Source organism: Microcoleus sp. B5-D4 (assembly GCF_036705145.1).
Classification (GTDB): domain Bacteria; phylum Cyanobacteriota; class Cyanobacteriia; order Cyanobacteriales; family Microcoleaceae; genus Microcoleus.
This window is the reverse complement of record NZ_JAUBTV010000087.1, coordinates 1-18,932: the sequence shown is the minus strand read 5'-3', so window position 1 is coordinate 18,932 and position 18,932 is coordinate 1. Positions and strand designations below refer to the sequence as shown.

Here is an 18,932-nt window from a genome sequence, read left to right as displayed (position 1 = left end):
GAGAACGATATATGTCAGAAGCTAGTAAAAACCTGTTGGCTGCGGGCGATGAGGAATTAATCGCGGCGGGGGACGATGAATTAATATTTGCCGAGGAAGACGAGGCGGAACAAAAACCGCTCGAAGAAAGTTGGAAAATCTTAATTGTAGATGATGAAATAGAAATTCATAATATTACTAAACTCGCGTTAAACGATTTTAAATTTGAAGGTAAAAGTATAACATTTATCAGCGCTTATTCAGGAAAAGAAGCTAAAGAAATCATCCAAAATAACTACGACATAGCATTAATTTTACTGGATGTAGTTATGGAAACAGAAGAAGCAGGCTTGGAAGTAGTTAAATACATCCGCGATATTTTAAACAATCAAATTGTGCGAATTATTTTACGAACTGGACAGCCCGGACAAGTGCCAGAAGATGTAGTAATTGTCAGCTACGATATCAATGATTACAAAACTAAAACAGAACTTACTAACAAAAAGTTATTTACCACAGTCGTCACCGCATTGAGAGCATTTAGATCGCTAAATCAAATCGAATCCAGCAAAAGCGAACTCGAAAAAATAGCCGCTGCATCTGCCCGTTTTGTTCCCCGTGAATTCTTGAAATTTCTCAAAAGAGAAAGCATCGTTGATGCCAGACTAGGAGACTCTGTACAAGCAGAAATGACGATTATGTTTGCCGACATTCGCTCATTTACAAGTCTGTCAGAAAGTATGTCTCCCCGAGAAAACTTTGAATTTCTTAACTCTTACTTAAGCCGAGTTGGCCCAGTTATCCGCCAGTACAACGGTTTTATAGATAAATACATTGGTGACGGGATTATGGCTTTGTTTCCTAACAGGGCTGAAGATGCTGTGCAAGCAGCAATTGAGATGCAGCATCAAGTAAAAATTTATAATAGACACAGGCAAAACAGTGGCTATCAACCTATTTCGATAGGGATTGGTTTGCATACGGGGACTTTAATGTTAGGTACGATTGGCGAAGCGGAACGAATGGAAAGTACGGTGATTTCTGATGCGGTTAATTTAGCTTCCCGTGTGGAAGGATTGACAAAGCTTTATGGGGTGGCTATTGTAGCGAGCGTCCAAACCCTTTGCCGGATAGACGATCCTCAACATTACAAGTGCCGGTTTCTCGATCGCGTTCAAGTAAAAGGAAAACAAACACCTGTTGCGGTATTTGAAATTTACGATGGCGACTCGGCGACAATGATCGAACTAAAAGCACAAACTCAAACTTATTTTGAACAGGGAATTTTTTTTCACTACCAGCAGCAATTCGCGCAAGCAAGGCAAATGTTTCTGCGCGTTTTGCAAGTCAACAAGTATGATAAGGCAGCAGCTTTTTATGCAGAAAGGTGCGATATGTTGATGAAGAATGCAGTCATTATGACTCTCGAAGGTATTGAAATTTAGTTAAGGGCTAATGGGTACTTGGTAATTGTAATTAGTAGTTTTTATTTCTTCCCTCTTTCTTCTTCCTCCTCCCTTCTTCCCCATGCGCTTCAAATCCCTTGATGTTTTTCGCGGAATTGCGATCGCCTCGATGATTCTAGTCAACAACCCCGGTAGTTGGGAACAGGTGTATCCGCCGCTAGAGCACGCAGAATGGCACGGCTGTACGCCGACAGACTTAGTATTTCCTTTTTTCCTGTTCATCGTTGGCTGCGCGATGTCTTTCTCGCTGTCTAAATATCTTCAAAATCATCCAAAAATTGGAATAGAAACCTCAATAATTACACAAACACAGGAAAAATCCGAATCCGCCAAAAACCCTCTTCCTTTTTCCTCCTTCCTTCTCCCTTCTTCAAATATTTACTGGCGAATTGCGCGCCGGGCCGCGATTCTATTTCTATTAGGATTGCTGCTAAATACATCTTCGATCGCCCTTGACGTACTTCTCAACAGCGCCCCAGTGGAAAACTTCGGTAAAATCCGCATCATGGGAGTATTGCAGCGCATCGGCTTAGCTTATTTCATCAGTGCGATCGCCATTCTCAACCTCTATCCCCGCCATCAAAAACTGCTCGCTGTGGCCGTGCTTTTGGGCTATTGGGGCGCACTAACCGTATTTGCTGTAGGGGGGTACACTGCCGGCGAACTCACCCCAGAAGGAAATTTAGGAGGATATGTCGATCGGCTAATTCTCGGTAGCCAACACCTGTACAAAGGCGGCCCCTTCGACCCAGAAGGATTGTTGAGTACCTTACCAGCAAGCGTTACAGTCCTAATCGGCTACTTTACCGGAGAATGGCTGCGTGTGCAGCCAATCAAACCCCGCACCAGTATCAACTTAGCAATCTGCGGCCTCTCTGGCGTGGTAATCGGCCACTTGTGGGGATTTTTATTTCCGATCAACAAACAACTTTGGACGAGTTCCTATGTAGTTTTTACGGCTGGTTGGGCCTTGCTATTGCTAGCAGCTTGCTACGAAACAATTGAAGTGCGAGGCTGGAAATGGGGGAGGCTGTTTGAAATCATGGGATTGAATGCAATTTTCCTGTTTGTGGCTTCCGGTATTGTCGCCAGACTTCTGTTAAAAACTCATATCGGTACTGGTGAAAATGCTCCAACAACTTACAGTTGGATTTATGAAAACTGGTTTGTGCCGTGGGCGGGGCCGCTGAATGGTTCTCTGGCATTTGCCGTGACTGCGGTATTATTTTGGTGGTTAATTTTGTATGGGATGTACCGCCGTGGTTGGGCGATTAAAATTTGAATGGTGGGTTGTTAAACAAGCGCGTTTGCTGGTAAGTGGTGAGCAAGGGGCTTGACAATTAAAAGCTGTTTGTAGTATAATGTTTATATATTTTTTACGGTTTTTGACGTGGATATTCTAATTGAGTCAACAAGGGAATTTGAGAAAGATATTGCGCTGCTAAATGAAGATGAGAAAGCCGCAGTAATTCAAAAAATTAATTATTGTGCCAGCCTTTTTCCTACTCAAAAATCAAATGTGTATCGCAAGCTGCGTCGTCTCCCGCTATCGTCAGACCTGAATGGTTACGAGTCTTCGCTTTATACGCTACGAATTTCTCAAAAACTAAGAGTGGTTTTGGCGGTTGACGAAGACCCAATTTTTGGGCAAGCTATTTTTACTCTTTTTCGAGCAATTCAACACGACGAACTCGATCGAGCGTATAAGGGTGTAGCAGAGTCTTTGTATCAAGACCTACTTCAGCGCGATCGAGAAACTGCCTAGATATAATCAGCTTAAGTTATGGCGCAAAACCTTATTCTCTGTGATGAATATGGCATTATTTACGAAGCTATGAAAATTTTGCCAGATGACTAGCTAAAGATTAGTTTTCTGGAAGCTTTAGCAGAACTTGAAGACCAGGAATGTCACAGGACGAGACAATTTCCCAAAACGAGACTGCATAAAGTTAAGGGTGTGAAGCAGGCAGTTTATCGTGCTGATATTGATAAAGTCTCAGGCTGGCGCATCCACGTTCAGTACGTCAACGGACAGATTCATCTCAAGGATATTATTGAAGGGAAAAGACACGACAATGTAATTGAGGTGATTAAATCAAAGAAATCCCGCTACCAGTAATCCTAGCAAAGATATAATCTATAAAAATCCAGTGGGGATTTAGCGATGGAAACTAACAGATCGTTCGAGCAAAGTGATACCTGGAGTGAAGAAGATTGTCTTGATGTCACAGCCTTTTCTTTGCAATACGCAGCTACTATCTTTCATAGCGACCCCGATATTTTAGGTGGAACTCCTGTCTTTATTGGTGCTCGCGTCCCGATCGAGACTGTGCTTGATTGTCTCGAAGCTGGTGATTCGGTCGATGAATTTTTAGACCATTTTCCTACTGTCAGCCGCGATCGAGCGATTTCACTTCTCTCAATGATACGATCGCCACAAAACAACGTTGATTGATGTCCGTTTCCTCAAAATCGATCGCCTGCAGGATCGGAAATCCGATCGCACCCCCGCCACAACTTCCACAAATTACCGCCCCAACCCCGCCCAGCTTAAGGATTTTGCCGATTTCTCGATCGCACGCCACCGATCGCTAACTATAACTGAGCCCTAGTCGCTAAAATTAAAAAAAGATACGTAATAGGCAGGCAGGCGTCAATGATCCCAACAGTTATAGAACAATCCGGTCGCGGCGAACGCGCCTTTGACATTTACTCGCGACTCCTGCGCGATCGCATCGTCTTCTTGGGCCAACAGGTTGACTCAGACTTGGCTAACCTGATCGTTGCCCAATTGCTATTTTTAGACGCCGAAGACCCGGAGAAAGATATTTACCTCTATATCAACTCCCCAGGGGGTTCGGTAACAGCAGGTATGGGCATTTTTGACACGATGAACCACATCCGCCCCGACATTTGCACTATTTGTCTCGGTTTGGCTGCCAGCATGGGCGCTTTTCTGTTGAGTGCCGGCGCTAAAGGCAAGCGGATGAGTTTGCCTCACTCCCGGATTATGATCCACCAACCTCTAGGCGGAGCTCAAGGACAAGCAACCGATATTGAAATTCAGGCTAAAGAGATTTTGTACCACAAACGCCGCCTGAACGAACATCTTGCCAACCATACCGGTCAGCCGCTTTCCCGCATTGAAGAAGATACCGAACGGGATTTCTTCATGTCCGCTGAAGAAGCAAAGGACTACGGATTAGTCGATCAAGTGATCGATCGCCGTCCTTCCGCCAGCCGCCCGATCGCCGCTGTCGTCTAAATAAAAAGTTAAAAATCAAAAATGAGGAAATATTCTTCATTTTTGATTTTTAATTTTTAACGTTCAAAAGTAGCTCTTTAATGGATAAACGGGGGGCGAGAAACCGGGTTTTTTACCCTAATCTTTGGTTCTCAACCTTAATCTCTGTAAAAAACCCGGTTTCTTTAATCCGGGAGCAACGGGGGGCGAGAAACCGGGTTTTTTACCCTAATCTTTGGTTCTCAGCCTTAATCTCTGTAAAAAACCCGTTTTCTTTAATCTAATAGCCTCCAGCGCCTTGTTTAGTTGCCGAATTCCTAGGGCAAAGATTCGAGATATTGCAGGAAGTCGAACAATTCTTCTCGATTTAAGAAGTGCCGCGCTTCTTTGCCATAACCTTGTTTGAGATAATCTTTTCCTTGGTTGGGAGTCCAGCCCAACCGCTTGATTTCCTCAGTAGTTCTGCTGTAGATTTCCAGATATTCTAGGAAATCTCCCAACTGTTCGCTAGAAAGCTCTCTCTGCGACGACTTGCCGTAATTGTGTTCGAGACAGTCGCTTTCCTGTTTTTTCTTCCATTGCAGGCGTTTGAGGATGGCGTCTATTTGGGCGATCGTATCCGAATTATCCTCGATCGCATCGCTGGGGATTCCCACTGCAATCGGTTGCAATTCCCTGACTTCGGCCGCACCCTGTAGCAGTTCACTTTGGCTAGCAGTCGGCACCTCTAGTTCCGTGATCGGTTCGCCGTAGCTAGAAGAAAGCCAAGCGTCTGAGTCTAACTGCTTTGGTACAAACCCAGTAGCCTCGACGCGATCGACCGTTGGCGGCAGCGGTGCAGGTACAGGTGCGATCGGCTCTTCATTTAATTTCGCTTCAGTCTTGACAAAATTGCTTTGATATGTTTCAGGCAATTTGTCAGCAACAGGCATTTCTAGAACCGGAAGAGGAACACTTGTCGGCCCAACAGGAACCGGAACAGCAGGAGGAGGGGGAGGGGGAACAGCAGCAACCGGGGAAACGGCAGGAGGAGGGGGAACAGCAGCAACCGAAGCAACCGGAGCAACCGGAGCAACCGGAGCCGGATCAACAGTCGCGATCGCACGATCGGGCGCAGCAGATCCAAGAACAGCGATCGCTCGCAACCGGGCGCGGTCTTCAGCATCCTCAACAGACTCAGCAGCCGACATAGCCGTAGCCAGAGTTTTGCCGTCAACCTGAACCAGACAGCGAACAACAAACTTACCGTGATGAACAGTCAGCAACTCACAAATTAACTGTCCAGCGGGATAAAGGGCGCGAAATTCAGCAAACATAGTTTTTTGACCCCGAAACCAGAGGGGGCTTATGACTTAAGTGTAGTACAGCCCTGAGAAAACAATTTTCTGAAAGCACCTATTCAACATACAATAAATTAAAGGTGAGTCATCCGCGCAACCTTACACGCCACTAAACCCCATCCCACATCCGGCAGTTTAAGCTAACAAGCACCGGGCGTCATTTCTACCTATAGGAGATGACACAGCAACTAAGCAAAAGTAGTAAAAGTCTCCGGTTTGCGTACCTGCACTTTCTACAGCACAGATTGCTCCCGACCCGCTCGTTGCACCTCCGTCCGCAAGGACAGATCGCGTGCAAAAAAACAGGGGCATCGCAGCAGCGAGCTACTAGCAATTTTGCCTTAAAGATCCGGTAAATTCTTTGCTAAAGCAAGAAGCAAGAGGCACTTCAAAAGGAAGAAGGAACAAGGCAGAAGGAACAAGGCAGAAGGAAGAAATGCAAATTTTATCCCTCTCCATCCCTCCATCGGCTCATCCTCGACTCAAGCCGTCGCTTTCAGTATCGAGCCATCTTTTAAGAACCGACAGGGGCTTTCTAATTTGCGAAGTGCTCGGCGCTGCTGACCTAAAAGCAAACAAACCAACGCTAAAAAATTGTATTGGGGAATAGCGTGCGGGACAGTTGTCTGCACCGTCAGCAGTCAGTTCAAGACAGACAGCAGACAATTAGCACGAAGCCGGTGTCGGGAGAGAATCTCAAAAAAACCTCGCGATCAAACAAGGTGGCTGTGCTCGCGTCTCCACCTATCAACCCGCGTATTTGTTGGGAAGCAGGCACTGCGAGGGCCCGAGGGGGTGCGGCTGATTTCGCCAAAATTAGACTAATTGCTGGAAACAAGAGGATCGATCGCTACATGGAATTTTCTATCGCTGCACTGCTGGCAAATTTTACAGAAGACAAATTAGTGGCTCCTAAAGCATTGGAGAAAAAACTCGACTGCAACGACGCCACCAGTCAACTCAAACTTCAAATCGCATTAGAAGCTCTAGAGAAAATTGGCATATTAGTCAAAGACAAAGGCCGCTATCGCCGAGTAGCTGAAGACGACGTAGTAGAAGCAAAACTGCGCTGTTCGAGCAAAGGATTTTGCTTTGCAATTCAAGACGCCGAAGGCTCAGAAGACGTTTATGTGCGGGAAAGTCACCTCTCGACAGCTTGGAATGGCGATCGAGTATTAGTCAAAATTATCAAAGAAGGTAGCCGCCGCCGATCGCCCGAAGGCGAAGTCATGCTCATCCTCGAACGCGCCAACCCCTCGGTACTCGCGCGAGTCAAGCAAACGGCCACCCCCACCGGCCGCGTCAGCTACAGAGCAATCCCCCTAGACGATCGCCTGTTGTTTGAACTAGACTTGCTCGCAAATGGCACAAATCTCCAAGAGGCGATCGACCACCTAGTACACGTCGAAGTCAAACGCTACCCCCTTGGCACCCATCGCCCAGTCGGCAAAGTAGTACAGGTACTCGGTTCCGACGCCGAAGCCGCTGACGACCTCGACATCGTATGCTGCAAACACGACTTACCGCGATCGTTCCCCGCCGCCGTCATCAAAGCAGCCGAAAATTTGCCGAGCAAAGTCAAAAAAACAGACATCAAAAAACGGCTAGACTTGCGTAACATTCTGACTGTTAGCTTCAGCAAAAACGAACCGGGAACAACCAACAGCGAAAACGATGCCCCTCGATTCCAGGAGGAAAATCTCTCCGAAGGAGGAGGCGAAAACGAGTTTGATCCGACATCATTCCTGTCCGATCCGCCAGTGGAACGCGCTTTGTCGATCGAAACCCTGAAGCCCGGCCGCTGGCAAATAGGAATCCACATCAGCGACGCCGCCGAGTACGTGCAGCCAGAAACCCCGATCGACCGCGAAGCCCGCAAGCGAGGCACCGCCGCCCATCTGGGAGAAAAAATCATCGCCGTACTGCCAGAAACCCTCAACGAGCGCTGCTCTCTGCTGCCAGATACCGAACGGCTGACCTTCAGCATACTGCTCACCCTAGACGAATCTGGAGAACTCTTAGAATACGAAATTCAAGCCAGCGTCATTCAAATTGACTACCACCTCACCTACCAGCAAGCTCAAGCAATTCTCGAACCAGGCGAGGCCGAAGATCACCCTTTATCATCCGCCCTCCGTCCTTTCCTAGATCAAATGTCGGCTGCCTCACAGGCTGCCAGAAAGGCAAGGCTCAAGCGGGGAGCTTTTGAACTAAATTTGCCCGACGCTAACTCTCACTTCGACGACGAAGGCGAATTAGGAGCTTTTGCAACAGCTCCCCCCGTTCAGTCGGCTGTCTCCGAGTTGGTGGTACTTGCCAACCAAGCCGTCGCCACTCACCTGCAAGCCTTGGGAGTCCCAGCAATTTACCGCGTCCAGCCGATGCCAGACCCGGCAGACATTCAAGAGTTCATCAAACTCTCCAACAACCTCGGAGGCGAACTGTATCTCGAAACCGAAGAAGAAGTTTTGCCCTTGGACTTTCAGCGATTTACCCAGCAGTTTGCCGGCCTGAAGTCCGAAAGAGTTCTCACCTACCTCCTAGAAGACACCATGAAGCCCGCTGTTTACAGCACCACTCCCAAGCCACACTTCGGTTTGGGGCTGTCAGAGGGTTACACGCGCTGCACTTCGCCGCTTTCCCGCTACGCCGATTTGCTGGTGCTGCGGGTGTTGCAAGCGGTGTTCGAGCAAGGGCGCAGCAGCCGCACAACACGGGCTAAGGAAAAAGTTGACTTGCACCATTCCTCCTGTCACGGTCAAATTACTTGGAATGTTCTCCCCCCAGATTTGCACCACGAATTTGAGACAGAGTTTGCATCGGCCGTGGTACACCTGACGGAACGCGAAAGGGTTGCTGAGGATGCCGAAAGCGATTTGCAGGGATTGAAGAAAACCGGATTGATGAAAGAACGCACCGGTCAAACTTTCCAGGGTTTGATTACAGGGGTGCAGTCTTACGGTTTCTTTGTGGAAATTGAGGTGCGGCCGCCGGAGAGCGACATCTTGCGAGTTGAGGGATTGGTACACGTTTCTTCGCTGAAGGATGATTGGTACGAATATCGATCGCGCCAGCAAACTCTGGTGGGCCGCAAAAACCGCAATCAGTACCGTTTGGGCGATCGGGTAGAAGTTCAAGTCAAGAGTGTTGACTACTACCGCCAGCAAATTGATTTAGTTGCAGTTGGCGGCGGCAGTCAAGCTTTTGATGATGATGAATAATCTGTTGACAGTTGACAGTTGACTGTTGACTGTTGACTGTTGACTGTTAGCTTTTCTCAATACTTAGTTGTCATTGTCTGGCAACTAAGTATTAAGAAGTGGGCTGCCAACTATACTCAGCAATCCTCAATAAATAATTAAGGACTAATATCAAATCCGATAGCATCGTCGGGCATCAAATGCAGTCAAAAGTCAACAATCACGGCCGGTGCAACCGGAATTTATATAATTTATCTGCGTTAATCTGTGTTAATCTGCCTATATCTGCGGTAAAAAAAAAGAGAATTTATTAACTGCCGATGACAAGGGAGGGACGCTGATTCACGCAGATGAAGATAAGAGATTTATGAATAACTCCGATGCTAAAAAAGTTGATCTAACAACTAATTACTAACAGTCAACCGTCAACTAAAAAATAACTAATGACGAATAACTACCCCCTGATTGTAGGAGTTACCGGTGCATCGGGACTGATTTATGCGGTGCGAACTCTGAAGTTTATGTTGGAAGCCGATCGCGCGATCGAACTGGTCGCTTCCAAATCTACTTACATGGTTTGGCAAAGCGAACAGAACACCCGAATGCCCGCCGAGCCGACGCTACAAGAGGAATTCTGGCGGGAACAAGCAGGAGTAGCCACAATGGGTAAACTTCGGTGTCATCCCTGGCAAGATGTCGGTGCTAATATTGCTAGTGGCTCCTTTCGTACCCAAGGGATGATCATTATTCCCTGTAGCATGAGTACGCTGGGGAAATTGGCGGCTGGCTTGAGCTCGGATTTGCTCGAAAGAGCAGCCGACGTTCAGCTCAAGGAAGGGCGAAAATTGGTACTTGTGCCTCGCGAAACGCCTTTTAGCTTGATTCACCTGCGGAATTTGACTACCTTGGCGGAAGCTGGAGCTAGAATTGTACCAGCGATTCCTGCTTGGTATCACAATCCACAAACTATTGAAGATTTGGTAGACTTTGTGGTGGCTCGCGCTTTAGACCAGTTGGGGATTGATTGCGTTCCTCTCAAACGCTGGAAGGAAGAAGAAGGGAGTTAGTTGACAGTTGACAGTTGACAGTTGACAGTTGACAGTTGGCAGTTGACAGTTGACAGTTGACAGTTGACAGTTGACAGTTTGTTATTGATGATTTGTTAGTTTTAATTAGCAATTACCAATTACCTATTACCAATTACCAATATTTTTAATATGCGACCTGTATTTTTGCTAGTAATTGTGGTGGGGCTGACTATTTTTGCCCTGCAAAATGTGGAGCCAGCATTATCGCTGGTGTTTTTGGGAGTTCGATCGCCTGCTTTGCCTTTATCTATCTGGATTCTGCTGAGCATGGCGGTGGGAGCTATCACGTCTTTATTGATTTCTGGTTTGCTGGCTTTTTCAAATTATCTATCTCCAAGGCGAGACCGCGCCGGCGGCGACAGTCGCAGCGGTCCCGATACTTTCCCAGAGGACAGGAGAACACCTTACACGCCGCCTCCCCCTCCGAGAAAACAGGAAATTGACCCGGATATGAATAGGGAAAATAGCCAAACTCAGGCTGCTGGTTCCTACCGAACAGAGTACGGCACGTCGGCTGGTTACAATGCCCGGACTTTCCAGCAAGAAACTCCGAACCCTTATGGGGCGAAGGATTACGCTCAACCGGGGACTTATGCAGCAGCAGACGATGAGGACGATTGGGTCTCAGATGGCTCAAAATCCGGCTCTCAAGGGGGTGATGACGATTGGGGGGACGATCGCGATTTTCCTGATCGACCGCAGGTAAATGATGTTCCAGCGGCAAATCCGAGGGCTTACGAAGCTCAGCAGGAACCGAAAAGCAAGTCTTGGGCTGGCTCAGTATATTCTTACGGCTATCGAGATCCAAACCAGTCTGGGGTGGGACAAACAGAGTCTGTATACGATGCAGAGTATCGGGTGATCGTTCCCCCCCAAGAGGCGATACCTAAACCCGCTGATGAAACACCAATAAATCCTATGGCAGAAGCAGAGGATGATTGGGGATTGGATGAGGGTGATGAGTTTGATGACGATGATGGCCTCAGTGGCGGATCGATTAACCTGAAAAAATAGAAAAATATCGGAGGATTTGGCAGTGGATGGGTTGAGGGGAGTAAATATTTATCTTGTCGGGATGATGGGTGCGGGGAAAACAACGGTGGGGCGGATTTTGGCAAAAAAATTAAAATACCGTTTTTTTGATACTGATGAACTAATTGTTCGAGTTGCTAATCAGTCAATTGCTGAGATTTTCGAGCGAGAAGGGGAAGAGGCTTTTCGGGAACTAGAAACTAAAGTGCTGGGGGAATTGTCTGCGTATCAAAATTCGGTAGTGGCTACTGGCGGCGGCATTGTGACCCGATCGATGAATTGGGGTTACTTGCACTACGGTGTAGTGGTTTGGTTGGATGTGCCTGTAGATCAATTGTACGATCGACTGCGTTCGGACACCGCTCGACCCCTACTGCAGGAGGGCGAGATCAAATCTAAGCTGCAAAGCCTTTTTAAAGAGCGAGAGCGTTTCTACACTCAAGCAGATGTCCGAGTCTATGCTGGTGTGGGCGAAAGGCCTGAAGCAGTGGCGACTAGGGCGATCGAGGAAATCCAAAAAGTTATCAAACCACAAACCGGGCCCGATCTCAATTGATACATTCACAAATCGAGTTTCTAAGAAAATAACAGTTTTCTGAGGACTTTTGATACCAGTTCAAAAAAATAATGCAACCCTACGCAAACTCTAAACCACAAGCTTCCTCTGTCATTCCCAAAATCTAAAATCTAAAATCTAAAATCTAAAATGGTATGATATCAAATCCGGTAGCATCGGAATTATTCCTCTCTGTATTCTCTCCCTCTGCGTTCTCTGCGCCCTCTGCGGTTAAATCATTCCGATACAACCGGAAACGATATGACTTGGGTGAAAATACTGATATTTGTCTGAGTGTGTCCGTTTAACCACCCAATATTTTGCAATCCACCGGGTTTGACTTGATATGATGCGTAACTTTTATCAGTATGAGGATGTGGTGATGCGGAGATTTTATACAAGAACTAATGCCAGACTCATCTGATTCGTTAAAGTCGGCTATTGAGTTATCCCTAAAAATAAAAGGGCCCCACCGCTGAAGGGCTGTAGGGCGCAAGGACAGTTAAACGCTAACTTGATTGTCGGGAAATTTAGCATCAATGATACTCTGCTATGTGACGATTTTACGATCGTCCATTCCCTCATCAACTCTCTCGTATCAAAAAATGTAACCCAGCACCGATCGAATTCAACGTGCCTTATTCTAAAAACAATACCTCATGCATTCTGACTAGCAGCTCCCTAAAGCTGCTTTTTTATTGCGATGAGTTTTTGGCTGCGGGACTTGCGGGATTTTGGCAATAAGATTTTGAGCAACAGTGGCTAAACCTCAATACTGCCATAGCGGTTTTCAGTTCCCCTCCAGGTTCGTCGTTAATTGGTAATTGGTAATGGGGAATGGGTAGTTGGGAATGGGGCATTGGTAACAACCAGCGGGGAATCAGCCATTGACAAGCTGTACCTCACGAGGATTGAAAACTGCTATGATTACGGCGCGGAACGGGAATTAATCCGGGGGAGGGGGATTGAAAAAAAATAAGCTGTATTTATTGATGGGCGATCTGATAGTTTTCGGCTAAATATCCGTTGCGAGTTATAGAATTTGGTTGGATGAATTTCCCGTTCCTCATTAAAAGAATACGACCCTGCCTGTCCTTGACCAAAACTCGATCGCTCCACCCAGCCCCACACCTGTTAAAGAAATGGTAGCTAATACCGCAAAAGCCCGCCAATTTTTCCAACCAGACATTTGAATATCGAGTCTTGCCAAAGCTCCGGCTGAAATCAAGAGTAAACAAGTAGCAAAAAGGTGCAGCCAAGCAAAAACTACCACTGCCACAAAAGCTCCTACAATAATAGAAAGAAAAGCACCGATATCACTCGAAAACCACCGCAAAATTAAGGCTTTTATGTCTCTCAGCGGGAAGGACAAGGCTGCAGCCAACACGAGAATTGAAGCTATGGCTAGAAACCAAGTCAGGTGCGGGGGAACATCAAACTCAGATAATTTCCAGCCAAAAGTGAAATAAGTAACAAAAAGTAGAGTTAGGGAAAGCCAAGAGTTTTTTTTCATCCAATGGCACAATTAGGAGAACCAGGCAAAAAAAAGATGATGAGCCCGATGACTTTGTATAGGGCCTATAGGTTAGTAGAAATAGCTTGCACCGGACAGGTAGGGATGCACTGCTCGCAAACGATACACCGCGATCGAGCAAAACTTAGTTTAAAGCTTTCTGGGTCAAGGGTCAAGGCTTCTGTCGGGCAAACCCCCGTACACAAACCGCAGTCAACGCAGATATCTTCGTCTATGAGTATTTCCCGACTGGCTAGGGAAACGCCGATGTTTTGCGATCGCATCCAGTCGATCGCCGCTTCTAGTTGGTCGATGTCCCCTGATAACTCTAGCACCAGTTTGCCCACTTGGTTCGGAGCCACCTGAGCGCGAATAATGTTGGCTGCAACATTAAAATCCTTTGCCAGTCGATAGGTGACAGGCATTTGGATCGATCGTTGGGGAAACGTCAGTGTTACCCGTTTTTTCACCCTGCAAGTCCTCGGTAATTTACAAACAATCTTTGTTATCTTATGTTTTAGCGCACTTGGTCTAATTCTGGTCTCTTCAAAAATTTTTATGAGATTGGTCTGATTATCTCAAAATGTGGTATAATCTTAATTTATTATTAAGAATAAAAACCTAGAAATAAAACAGCAATCTATTTTATGACCCAGCATTCCCCCAAGTCAACAGTCATCCCCGCAGCCAAAAATCCCGAAACAAAAGTCGCAACGCGCCTCAGAAACTTATTGATCGTGTTAACAGCGATCGCCCTTTCAATATCCATCTTCTTAGGGCTGCAAACCCAAACGCCATCAAGCAGTCTCACCGATATGGCAAAAGCTTCAACGCCATTAGAAACAGCTTTGATAAATGGCAAACCGACACTCATGGAATTTTATGCTAATTGGTGCGGTAGCTGTCAGGCAATGGCTAACGATCTGAGCGAAATCAAACAGAAATACGCCGAACCGCTAAATTTTGTGATGCTGAATGTAGACAATGACAAATGGCTGCCAGAAATCACAAAATATCGAGTAGACGGCATCCCGCACTTTGTCTATTTGAACGATAAAGGCAGCGCCGTTGCTGAAACGATGGGCGAAATGCCGCGCAGTATTATGGAAGCTAACTTAGAAGCTTTAATTGCAGGAAAACCTCTGCCACACGCCCAAGCAGGCGGTCAAGTTTCTAATTTTACTCCCCCCACAGGGCCGGTGAAAACAAGTAGCTCTGACCCCCGCGCCCACGGATCTCAAGTACAGTAAAAGAAGGAAGTTCGGCAACGGATTCGCTCCACGGATGTAACGGATGTCAGGAAGAAGGAAGAGGGAAGAAGGAAGAAGGAAGAGGGAAAAGGGAAGAAGACTTTATGAACAGGCAAGATGCCTGTTCCACAAGAAAGTTTATTTGTTGTGGAACAGGCATCTTGCCTGTTCCTGATTGCGATAACTTACAGAGATTCAAAAGCCGATCGCAATTTCTGGCAATCTGCGTTTTGGGCGATCGACTACCTCTAAAGGAATATTCAAAAAAACATTTTTCACAATTTATTAAAATTTATTATACTACTTGTCAGGTGCAGAGCGTAAATATTCTCTCACTGCCTATACAAAATAAAGCCTGACCGAAAACAATTTGGTCGCCAGTCCCGCGATTCATTCCTTTGCAGGGTGACTGACTGGGTAAACTTTTCAAATCTAAAATCTAAAATCTAAAATCTAAAATCAAATGACCCCCGACAAACCCGGATTCAGCATTAGCGCGACCGCGATTCGTCGCCACATCGGCACCCTCATGCTGACACTTGCTGTCATAATCGTGGGCTTTTTCTACATCACCCAACTGCCCGTTGACTTGCTACCATCCATCACCTATCCCCGCATCGGCGTGCGCTTAAACGCCCCAGGCGTCTCCCCAGAAGTAGCAATAGACGAAGTTACCCGCCCCCTCGAACAAGGACTTTCCGCCACTGAAGGCGTCATGCAAGTTTTCTCGCGGACTCGCGAAGGACAAGTCAGCGTCGATTTATTCTTCAAACCCGGGGGCAACATCGACCAGGCCCTCAACGACGCCACCGCCGCTGTCAACCGCATCCGCAACCGACTTCCCGATACAGTTGAATCGCCCACTCTCTTTAAAGTTGACCCTTCCCAGCAGCCGATTTACGAATTTGCCCTCACTTCCGACTCCTTGCAAGGAGTTGATTTGCGCGTATTTGCCGACGAAGAATTATCCAGAGAACTAAACGTAATTCCTGGAATAGCAGCAGTTGACGTTGCCGGCGGCGTGCAAGAAGAAATTCAAGTAAATATTGACTTAAATCGCTTGCAATCTTTAGGTGTCAGTATTTCCGACGTTTTATCAGCCCTTGAATCCCGCAACCTCGACACTTCCGGCGGGCGGCTGCGGCAAGAAGCAGCGGAACCTTTAACCCGTACCGTCGGGCGATTTAAGAATGCGAAAGAAATTCAGGCAATTTCTTTTCAAGCATCGGGTTCCAATCCGCCAAAACGAGTGTTTTTGCGCGATTTTGCTCAGGTAATTGACGGTACAGAAGAAGAGCGAGTTAAAGTATTTCTAAATCAGAAAGCAGCCGTAAAAATTAGCATTCAAAAGCAGCCGGACGCCAATACAATCTCAGTTGTAGACGGCATCAAAAAGCGGCTAGAAGAATTAAAAGCATCCGGGGCAATTCCCGAAGGCACGACTATCGTCAATACCTTCGACGAGTCTAAGTTCATCCGCGATTCTATTAGCAACGTCCTATTTTCTGGTTTAACCGGGGCTGTTTTAGCGGGGGCAGCAGTTTTGCTGTTCCTCGCTTCCCTGCGCCAAACTTTGATTATTGTCCTGGCAATTCCCCTCGCAACTTTAATGGCGATTATTCTGATGGGAGTTTTTGGCCTATCTCTGAACGTTTTCAGTTTGGGCGGTTTGGCGCTGGGTGTGGGAATTGTGGTCGATAACTCGATCGTGATGCTGGAGAATATTGTCGAAGGAACCAGCAATAAAAACAGTGCAAACGGCAAGCAGCGCTTAAGTAACAAGCAGTTGATGCAGCAAGCAGAAAAAAGTAGCCAAGAATTAGAATCGGCTTTATTTGCTTCCACCATCACTAACTTAGTTGCCGTACTGCCATTTTTGCTCATCGGCGGCTTAGTTTCCTTACTTTTCAACGAATTAATTCTCACCATCAGCTTTTCCGTCGCCGCCTCTCTGATTGTCGGATTGACAGTTGTACCGATGATGGCTTCTCGGCTGCTAGCGCTGCGGGTATCCAGCGGTTTGAGCAACTTTTGGCCACTGCGCGCATTCGATCGAGCTTTTACCAATGCTACCGCCGGTTACGGTAAATTTTTATCGGGCATAGTGCGGTGGCGGTTGATTATCATTGCAGTAGCGATTATTGGATTGGGTGGCGGCAGTTGGCTGATGGCTGGTCAAATTCCCCAGGAAATATTGCCCAGAATTAATACCGGTCAAGCGAGATTGTTTGCTTTGTTTCCGGCCGGCACAAATTTGGCAACCAACCAAAGAATCATGGCAGAAGCTGATAAAATTATCCTCAGTCAACCAGAAACTCTATACACTTTGACGACGGTAGGCGGGCTGTTATTCGGCAACAATACGGTTGAGAATGTGCTGCGCGGCGGCTGCAACATTACGCTAAAACCGGGCACCAATACATTGGATTTTGTGCAGCGAGTTACGCAAGAATTGAATAAAAAAATTGATTTGCCTAAAAATACTCGTTTGCGTCTGAATCCAGAAAATGTGCGGGGTTTGGTTTTAACTAATTCGCCAGTGCGCGGGGCTGAAGTTGATGTCCTGCTTCAGGGCGAAAATGAACAAATATTGCAGCAAGCCGGCCGCGAGATATTGGCAACTTTGGATGAGAAGGTAAAGTTAGCTACTTTTCGCCCGGATGCAGACCCGCAGCAAACGGAAGTGCAGATTCGCCCCAACTGGGAACAAGCAGAAATCTACGGGTTGAATGCGAGGCAAATTGGAGAGGCGATTCAGACAGCAATTCAAGGTTCTGTTCCTACGCAATTGCAGCGGGGAAACCGTTTGGTTGATGTGCGGGTACAATTCGATCGCGCTGCTGTTCAATCGATTTCTGCACTAAAATTTATCCCTTTAACTGCTAGGGATAACAGCATTATCCGCTTGAGCGATGTGGCGAATATTGAACTGGGAAAAGCGCCTGGGGAAATTCAAAGGCTTAACCAGCGGCAAGTTTTCATGATTGCTGGGAATGTTAATAAGGGGGCGAGTTTGGGCGCTACTTTGCAACAAGTGGATACAGTTTTGTCGGAAATTAAATTGCCGCCCGGAGTACGAGTTATACCGAGTTCGGCGGCGGAAACTAACCGGGAATTGCAAAGTTCGCTGATTGTTTTGGGCTCTTTGGCGGCGTTTTTGGTATTTGTGGTGATGGCGGTGCAGTACAATTCGCTTGTCGATCCGCTGGTGATTATGTTAACGGTGCCGCTGGCTTTGGCTGGGGGGATTTTCGGGCTGTATGCGACTAAAACTGCGATCGGCGCAACGGTGATTGTGGGGGCGATTTTGCTGGTGGGAATTGTGGTAAATAATGCGATTATTATGGTGGAGTTGGCGAACCAAATTCTGGAAGATGAAAAGGTCGATCGCGCCACAGCAATTCTCAGGGCCGCACCTCAGCGCTTGCGTCCGATTTTGATGACAACTATTACCACAGTTTTGGGTTTATTCCCCCTAGCTTTGGGCATTGGAGACGGTTCGGAATTCTTGCAACCGCTGGGTGTGGTGGTGTTTTCCGGTTTGTCGCTGGCGACGCTGCTGACGCTGTTTATTATTCCGTGTTTTTACATTTTGCTGCACGATTTCTTCGGGATGTTTGCAGGGAAGAAGAAACCGCAGGTGGTCGCTATTCCTGTGCAGAAGGTGGGGAGAAAGACTCCGAATTTGTAATAATTTAGTGCCAGCAAATACGCGCTTTTCCCACAATCCGGCAGGGAATGAATTCCCTGCCTCATAGCGAAAGTCGGTTAAAACCGACTGTAGATTTTGACGGGAAGTGCGATCTATTTCAGTCTTCTTTTAGAGGACTTTTACTATGAGACTGGGAATTCATTCCCTGTCGGGCTGTCGGTTAAAACCGACTGTAGATTTTGAGGAAAAATACGATCTATTTCAGTCCTCTTTGAGAGAACTTTTGCTATGAGACTGGGAATTCATTCCCTGTCGGACTGTCGGATTTACCAACAATACTGGTACTGCATTTGATGTTAAGTTGAGGCGCCGATAATTAGTCGGTAAGGTGCGTCAGTAAACAGTCTCTGACTCCCCAAAGAAATTCCCGACTGACGCACCCTACGATAAATGCTGCAAGATTTCAGTTAAAATAGAGCTTATTTACGCTGAAATATCTTTATGCTAATTTTACCAAAAAATGAAATACAAATTGACTAGTACAGCTCGGCGTAAATACACAGACTATTAAACAGCCAAGACTTTACCCTTATATGTCCACTTAAAAGGTTT

At 46.7% G+C, this 18,932-nt stretch carries 17 protein-coding genes; 14 read left to right on the top strand and 3 right to left on the bottom strand.

What is annotated here, in order from left to right; genetic code table 11:
* Positions 1–11 precede the first annotated feature (11 nt).
* The 7 genes from QUB10_RS28115 (at position 12) to clpP (ending at position 4,710) form a co-directional block, all read left to right on the top strand.
* The gene (locus QUB10_RS28115) at positions 12–1,424 is read left to right on the top strand and encodes an adenylate/guanylate cyclase domain-containing protein (RefSeq protein WP_333206507.1); all 1,413 of its coding nucleotides are present in this window, start codon (positions 12–14) and stop codon (positions 1,422–1,424) included.
* Between the two features lie 82 nt (positions 1,425–1,506).
* Positions 1,507–2,727, top strand: a complete 1,221-nt coding sequence (locus QUB10_RS28110) for a heparan-alpha-glucosaminide N-acetyltransferase domain-containing protein (protein WP_333206506.1) — start codon at positions 1,507–1,509, stop codon at positions 2,725–2,727.
* A 108-nt stretch (positions 2,728–2,835) separates the two neighbouring features.
* The gene (locus QUB10_RS28105; RefSeq protein ID WP_333057898.1) at positions 2,836–3,210 is read left to right on the top strand and encodes a hypothetical protein; all 375 of its coding nucleotides are present in this window, start codon (positions 2,836–2,838) and stop codon (positions 3,208–3,210) included.
* Positions 3,211–3,402: 192 nt separating this feature from the next.
* Positions 3,403–3,564 (top strand): hypothetical protein, encoded by a 162-nt coding sequence (locus tag QUB10_RS28100; protein WP_333206504.1) that lies wholly within the window; start codon positions 3,403–3,405, stop codon positions 3,562–3,564.
* A gap of 45 nt (positions 3,565–3,609) precedes the next feature.
* Complete coding sequence (locus tag QUB10_RS28095; protein WP_333206502.1) at positions 3,610–3,900, top strand: DUF433 domain-containing protein; 291 nt, start codon at positions 3,610–3,612, stop codon at positions 3,898–3,900.
* Positions 3,900–4,040: a hypothetical protein gene (locus QUB10_RS28090; RefSeq protein ID WP_333206500.1), complete on the top strand. Its 141-nt coding sequence runs from the start codon at positions 3,900–3,902 to the stop codon at positions 4,038–4,040. Before QUB10_RS28095 ends, QUB10_RS28090 begins: the two co-directional genes overlap by 1 nt.
* Positions 4,041–4,101: 61 nt before the next feature.
* Positions 4,102–4,710 (top strand): ATP-dependent Clp endopeptidase proteolytic subunit ClpP, encoded by a 609-nt coding sequence (gene clpP / locus QUB10_RS28085; protein ID WP_006635758.1) that lies wholly within the window; start codon positions 4,102–4,104, stop codon positions 4,708–4,710.
* Positions 4,711–5,006: 296 nt separating this feature from the next.
* On the opposite strand, the gene QUB10_RS28080 is transcribed toward clpP, so the two are convergent.
* Positions 5,007–6,005: a hypothetical protein gene (locus QUB10_RS28080; protein WP_333206498.1), complete on the bottom strand. Its 999-nt coding sequence runs from the start codon at positions 6,003–6,005 to the stop codon at positions 5,007–5,009.
* Positions 6,006–6,883: 878 nt separating this feature from the next.
* On the opposite strand from QUB10_RS28080, the gene QUB10_RS28075 reads away from it, so the two are divergent.
* The 4 genes from QUB10_RS28075 (at position 6,884) to QUB10_RS28060 (ending at position 11,905) form a co-directional block, all read left to right on the top strand.
* The gene (locus QUB10_RS28075) at positions 6,884–9,250 is read left to right on the top strand and encodes a ribonuclease R family protein (RefSeq protein ID WP_333206497.1); all 2,367 of its coding nucleotides are present in this window, start codon (positions 6,884–6,886) and stop codon (positions 9,248–9,250) included.
* Between the two features lie 422 nt (positions 9,251–9,672).
* Positions 9,673–10,296: a flavin prenyltransferase UbiX gene (locus QUB10_RS28070; RefSeq protein ID WP_333206495.1), complete on the top strand. Its 624-nt coding sequence runs from the start codon at positions 9,673–9,675 to the stop codon at positions 10,294–10,296.
* Positions 10,297–10,446: 150 nt separating this feature from the next.
* A complete protein-coding gene (locus QUB10_RS28065; RefSeq protein ID WP_333206494.1) occupies positions 10,447–11,331 on the top strand; it encodes a LapA family protein in 885 nt (294 codons plus the stop codon).
* A gap of 22 nt (positions 11,332–11,353) precedes the next feature.
* Positions 11,354–11,905: a shikimate kinase gene (locus QUB10_RS28060; RefSeq protein ID WP_333206493.1), complete on the top strand. Its 552-nt coding sequence runs from the start codon at positions 11,354–11,356 to the stop codon at positions 11,903–11,905.
* 1,069 nt (positions 11,906–12,974) lie between these two features.
* On the opposite strand, the gene QUB10_RS28055 is transcribed toward QUB10_RS28060, so the two are convergent.
* Positions 12,975–13,418 carry a hypothetical protein gene (locus QUB10_RS28055; protein WP_333206491.1) on the bottom strand — a complete coding sequence of 148 codons (444 nt, stop codon included), beginning with the start codon at positions 13,416–13,418 and terminating at the stop codon, positions 12,975–12,977.
* Between the two features lie 65 nt (positions 13,419–13,483).
* Positions 13,484–13,888, bottom strand: coding sequence for an NIL domain-containing protein (locus tag QUB10_RS28050; protein ID WP_190741019.1), 405 nt, complete (start codon positions 13,886–13,888; stop codon positions 13,484–13,486).
* Between the two features lie 177 nt (positions 13,889–14,065).
* On the opposite strand from QUB10_RS28050, the gene QUB10_RS28045 reads away from it, so the two are divergent.
* The 3 genes from QUB10_RS28045 to QUB10_RS28035 all read left to right on the top strand — a co-directional run bounded on the left by QUB10_RS28045 (position 14,066) and on the right by QUB10_RS28035 (position 18,359).
* A complete protein-coding gene (locus QUB10_RS28045) occupies positions 14,066–14,668 on the top strand; it encodes a thioredoxin domain-containing protein (protein WP_333206489.1) in 603 nt (200 codons plus the stop codon).
* Positions 14,669–14,785: 117 nt separating this feature from the next.
* Entirely contained in the window at positions 14,786–14,920 is a 135-nt protein-coding gene (locus tag QUB10_RS28040; RefSeq protein WP_333206487.1) for a hypothetical protein, read from the top strand.
* A 211-nt stretch (positions 14,921–15,131) separates the two neighbouring features.
* Positions 15,132–18,359, top strand: a complete 3,228-nt coding sequence (locus QUB10_RS28035) for an efflux RND transporter permease subunit (RefSeq protein ID WP_333206486.1) — start codon at positions 15,132–15,134, stop codon at positions 18,357–18,359.
* The last annotated feature ends 573 nt before the right edge of the window (positions 18,360–18,932 follow it).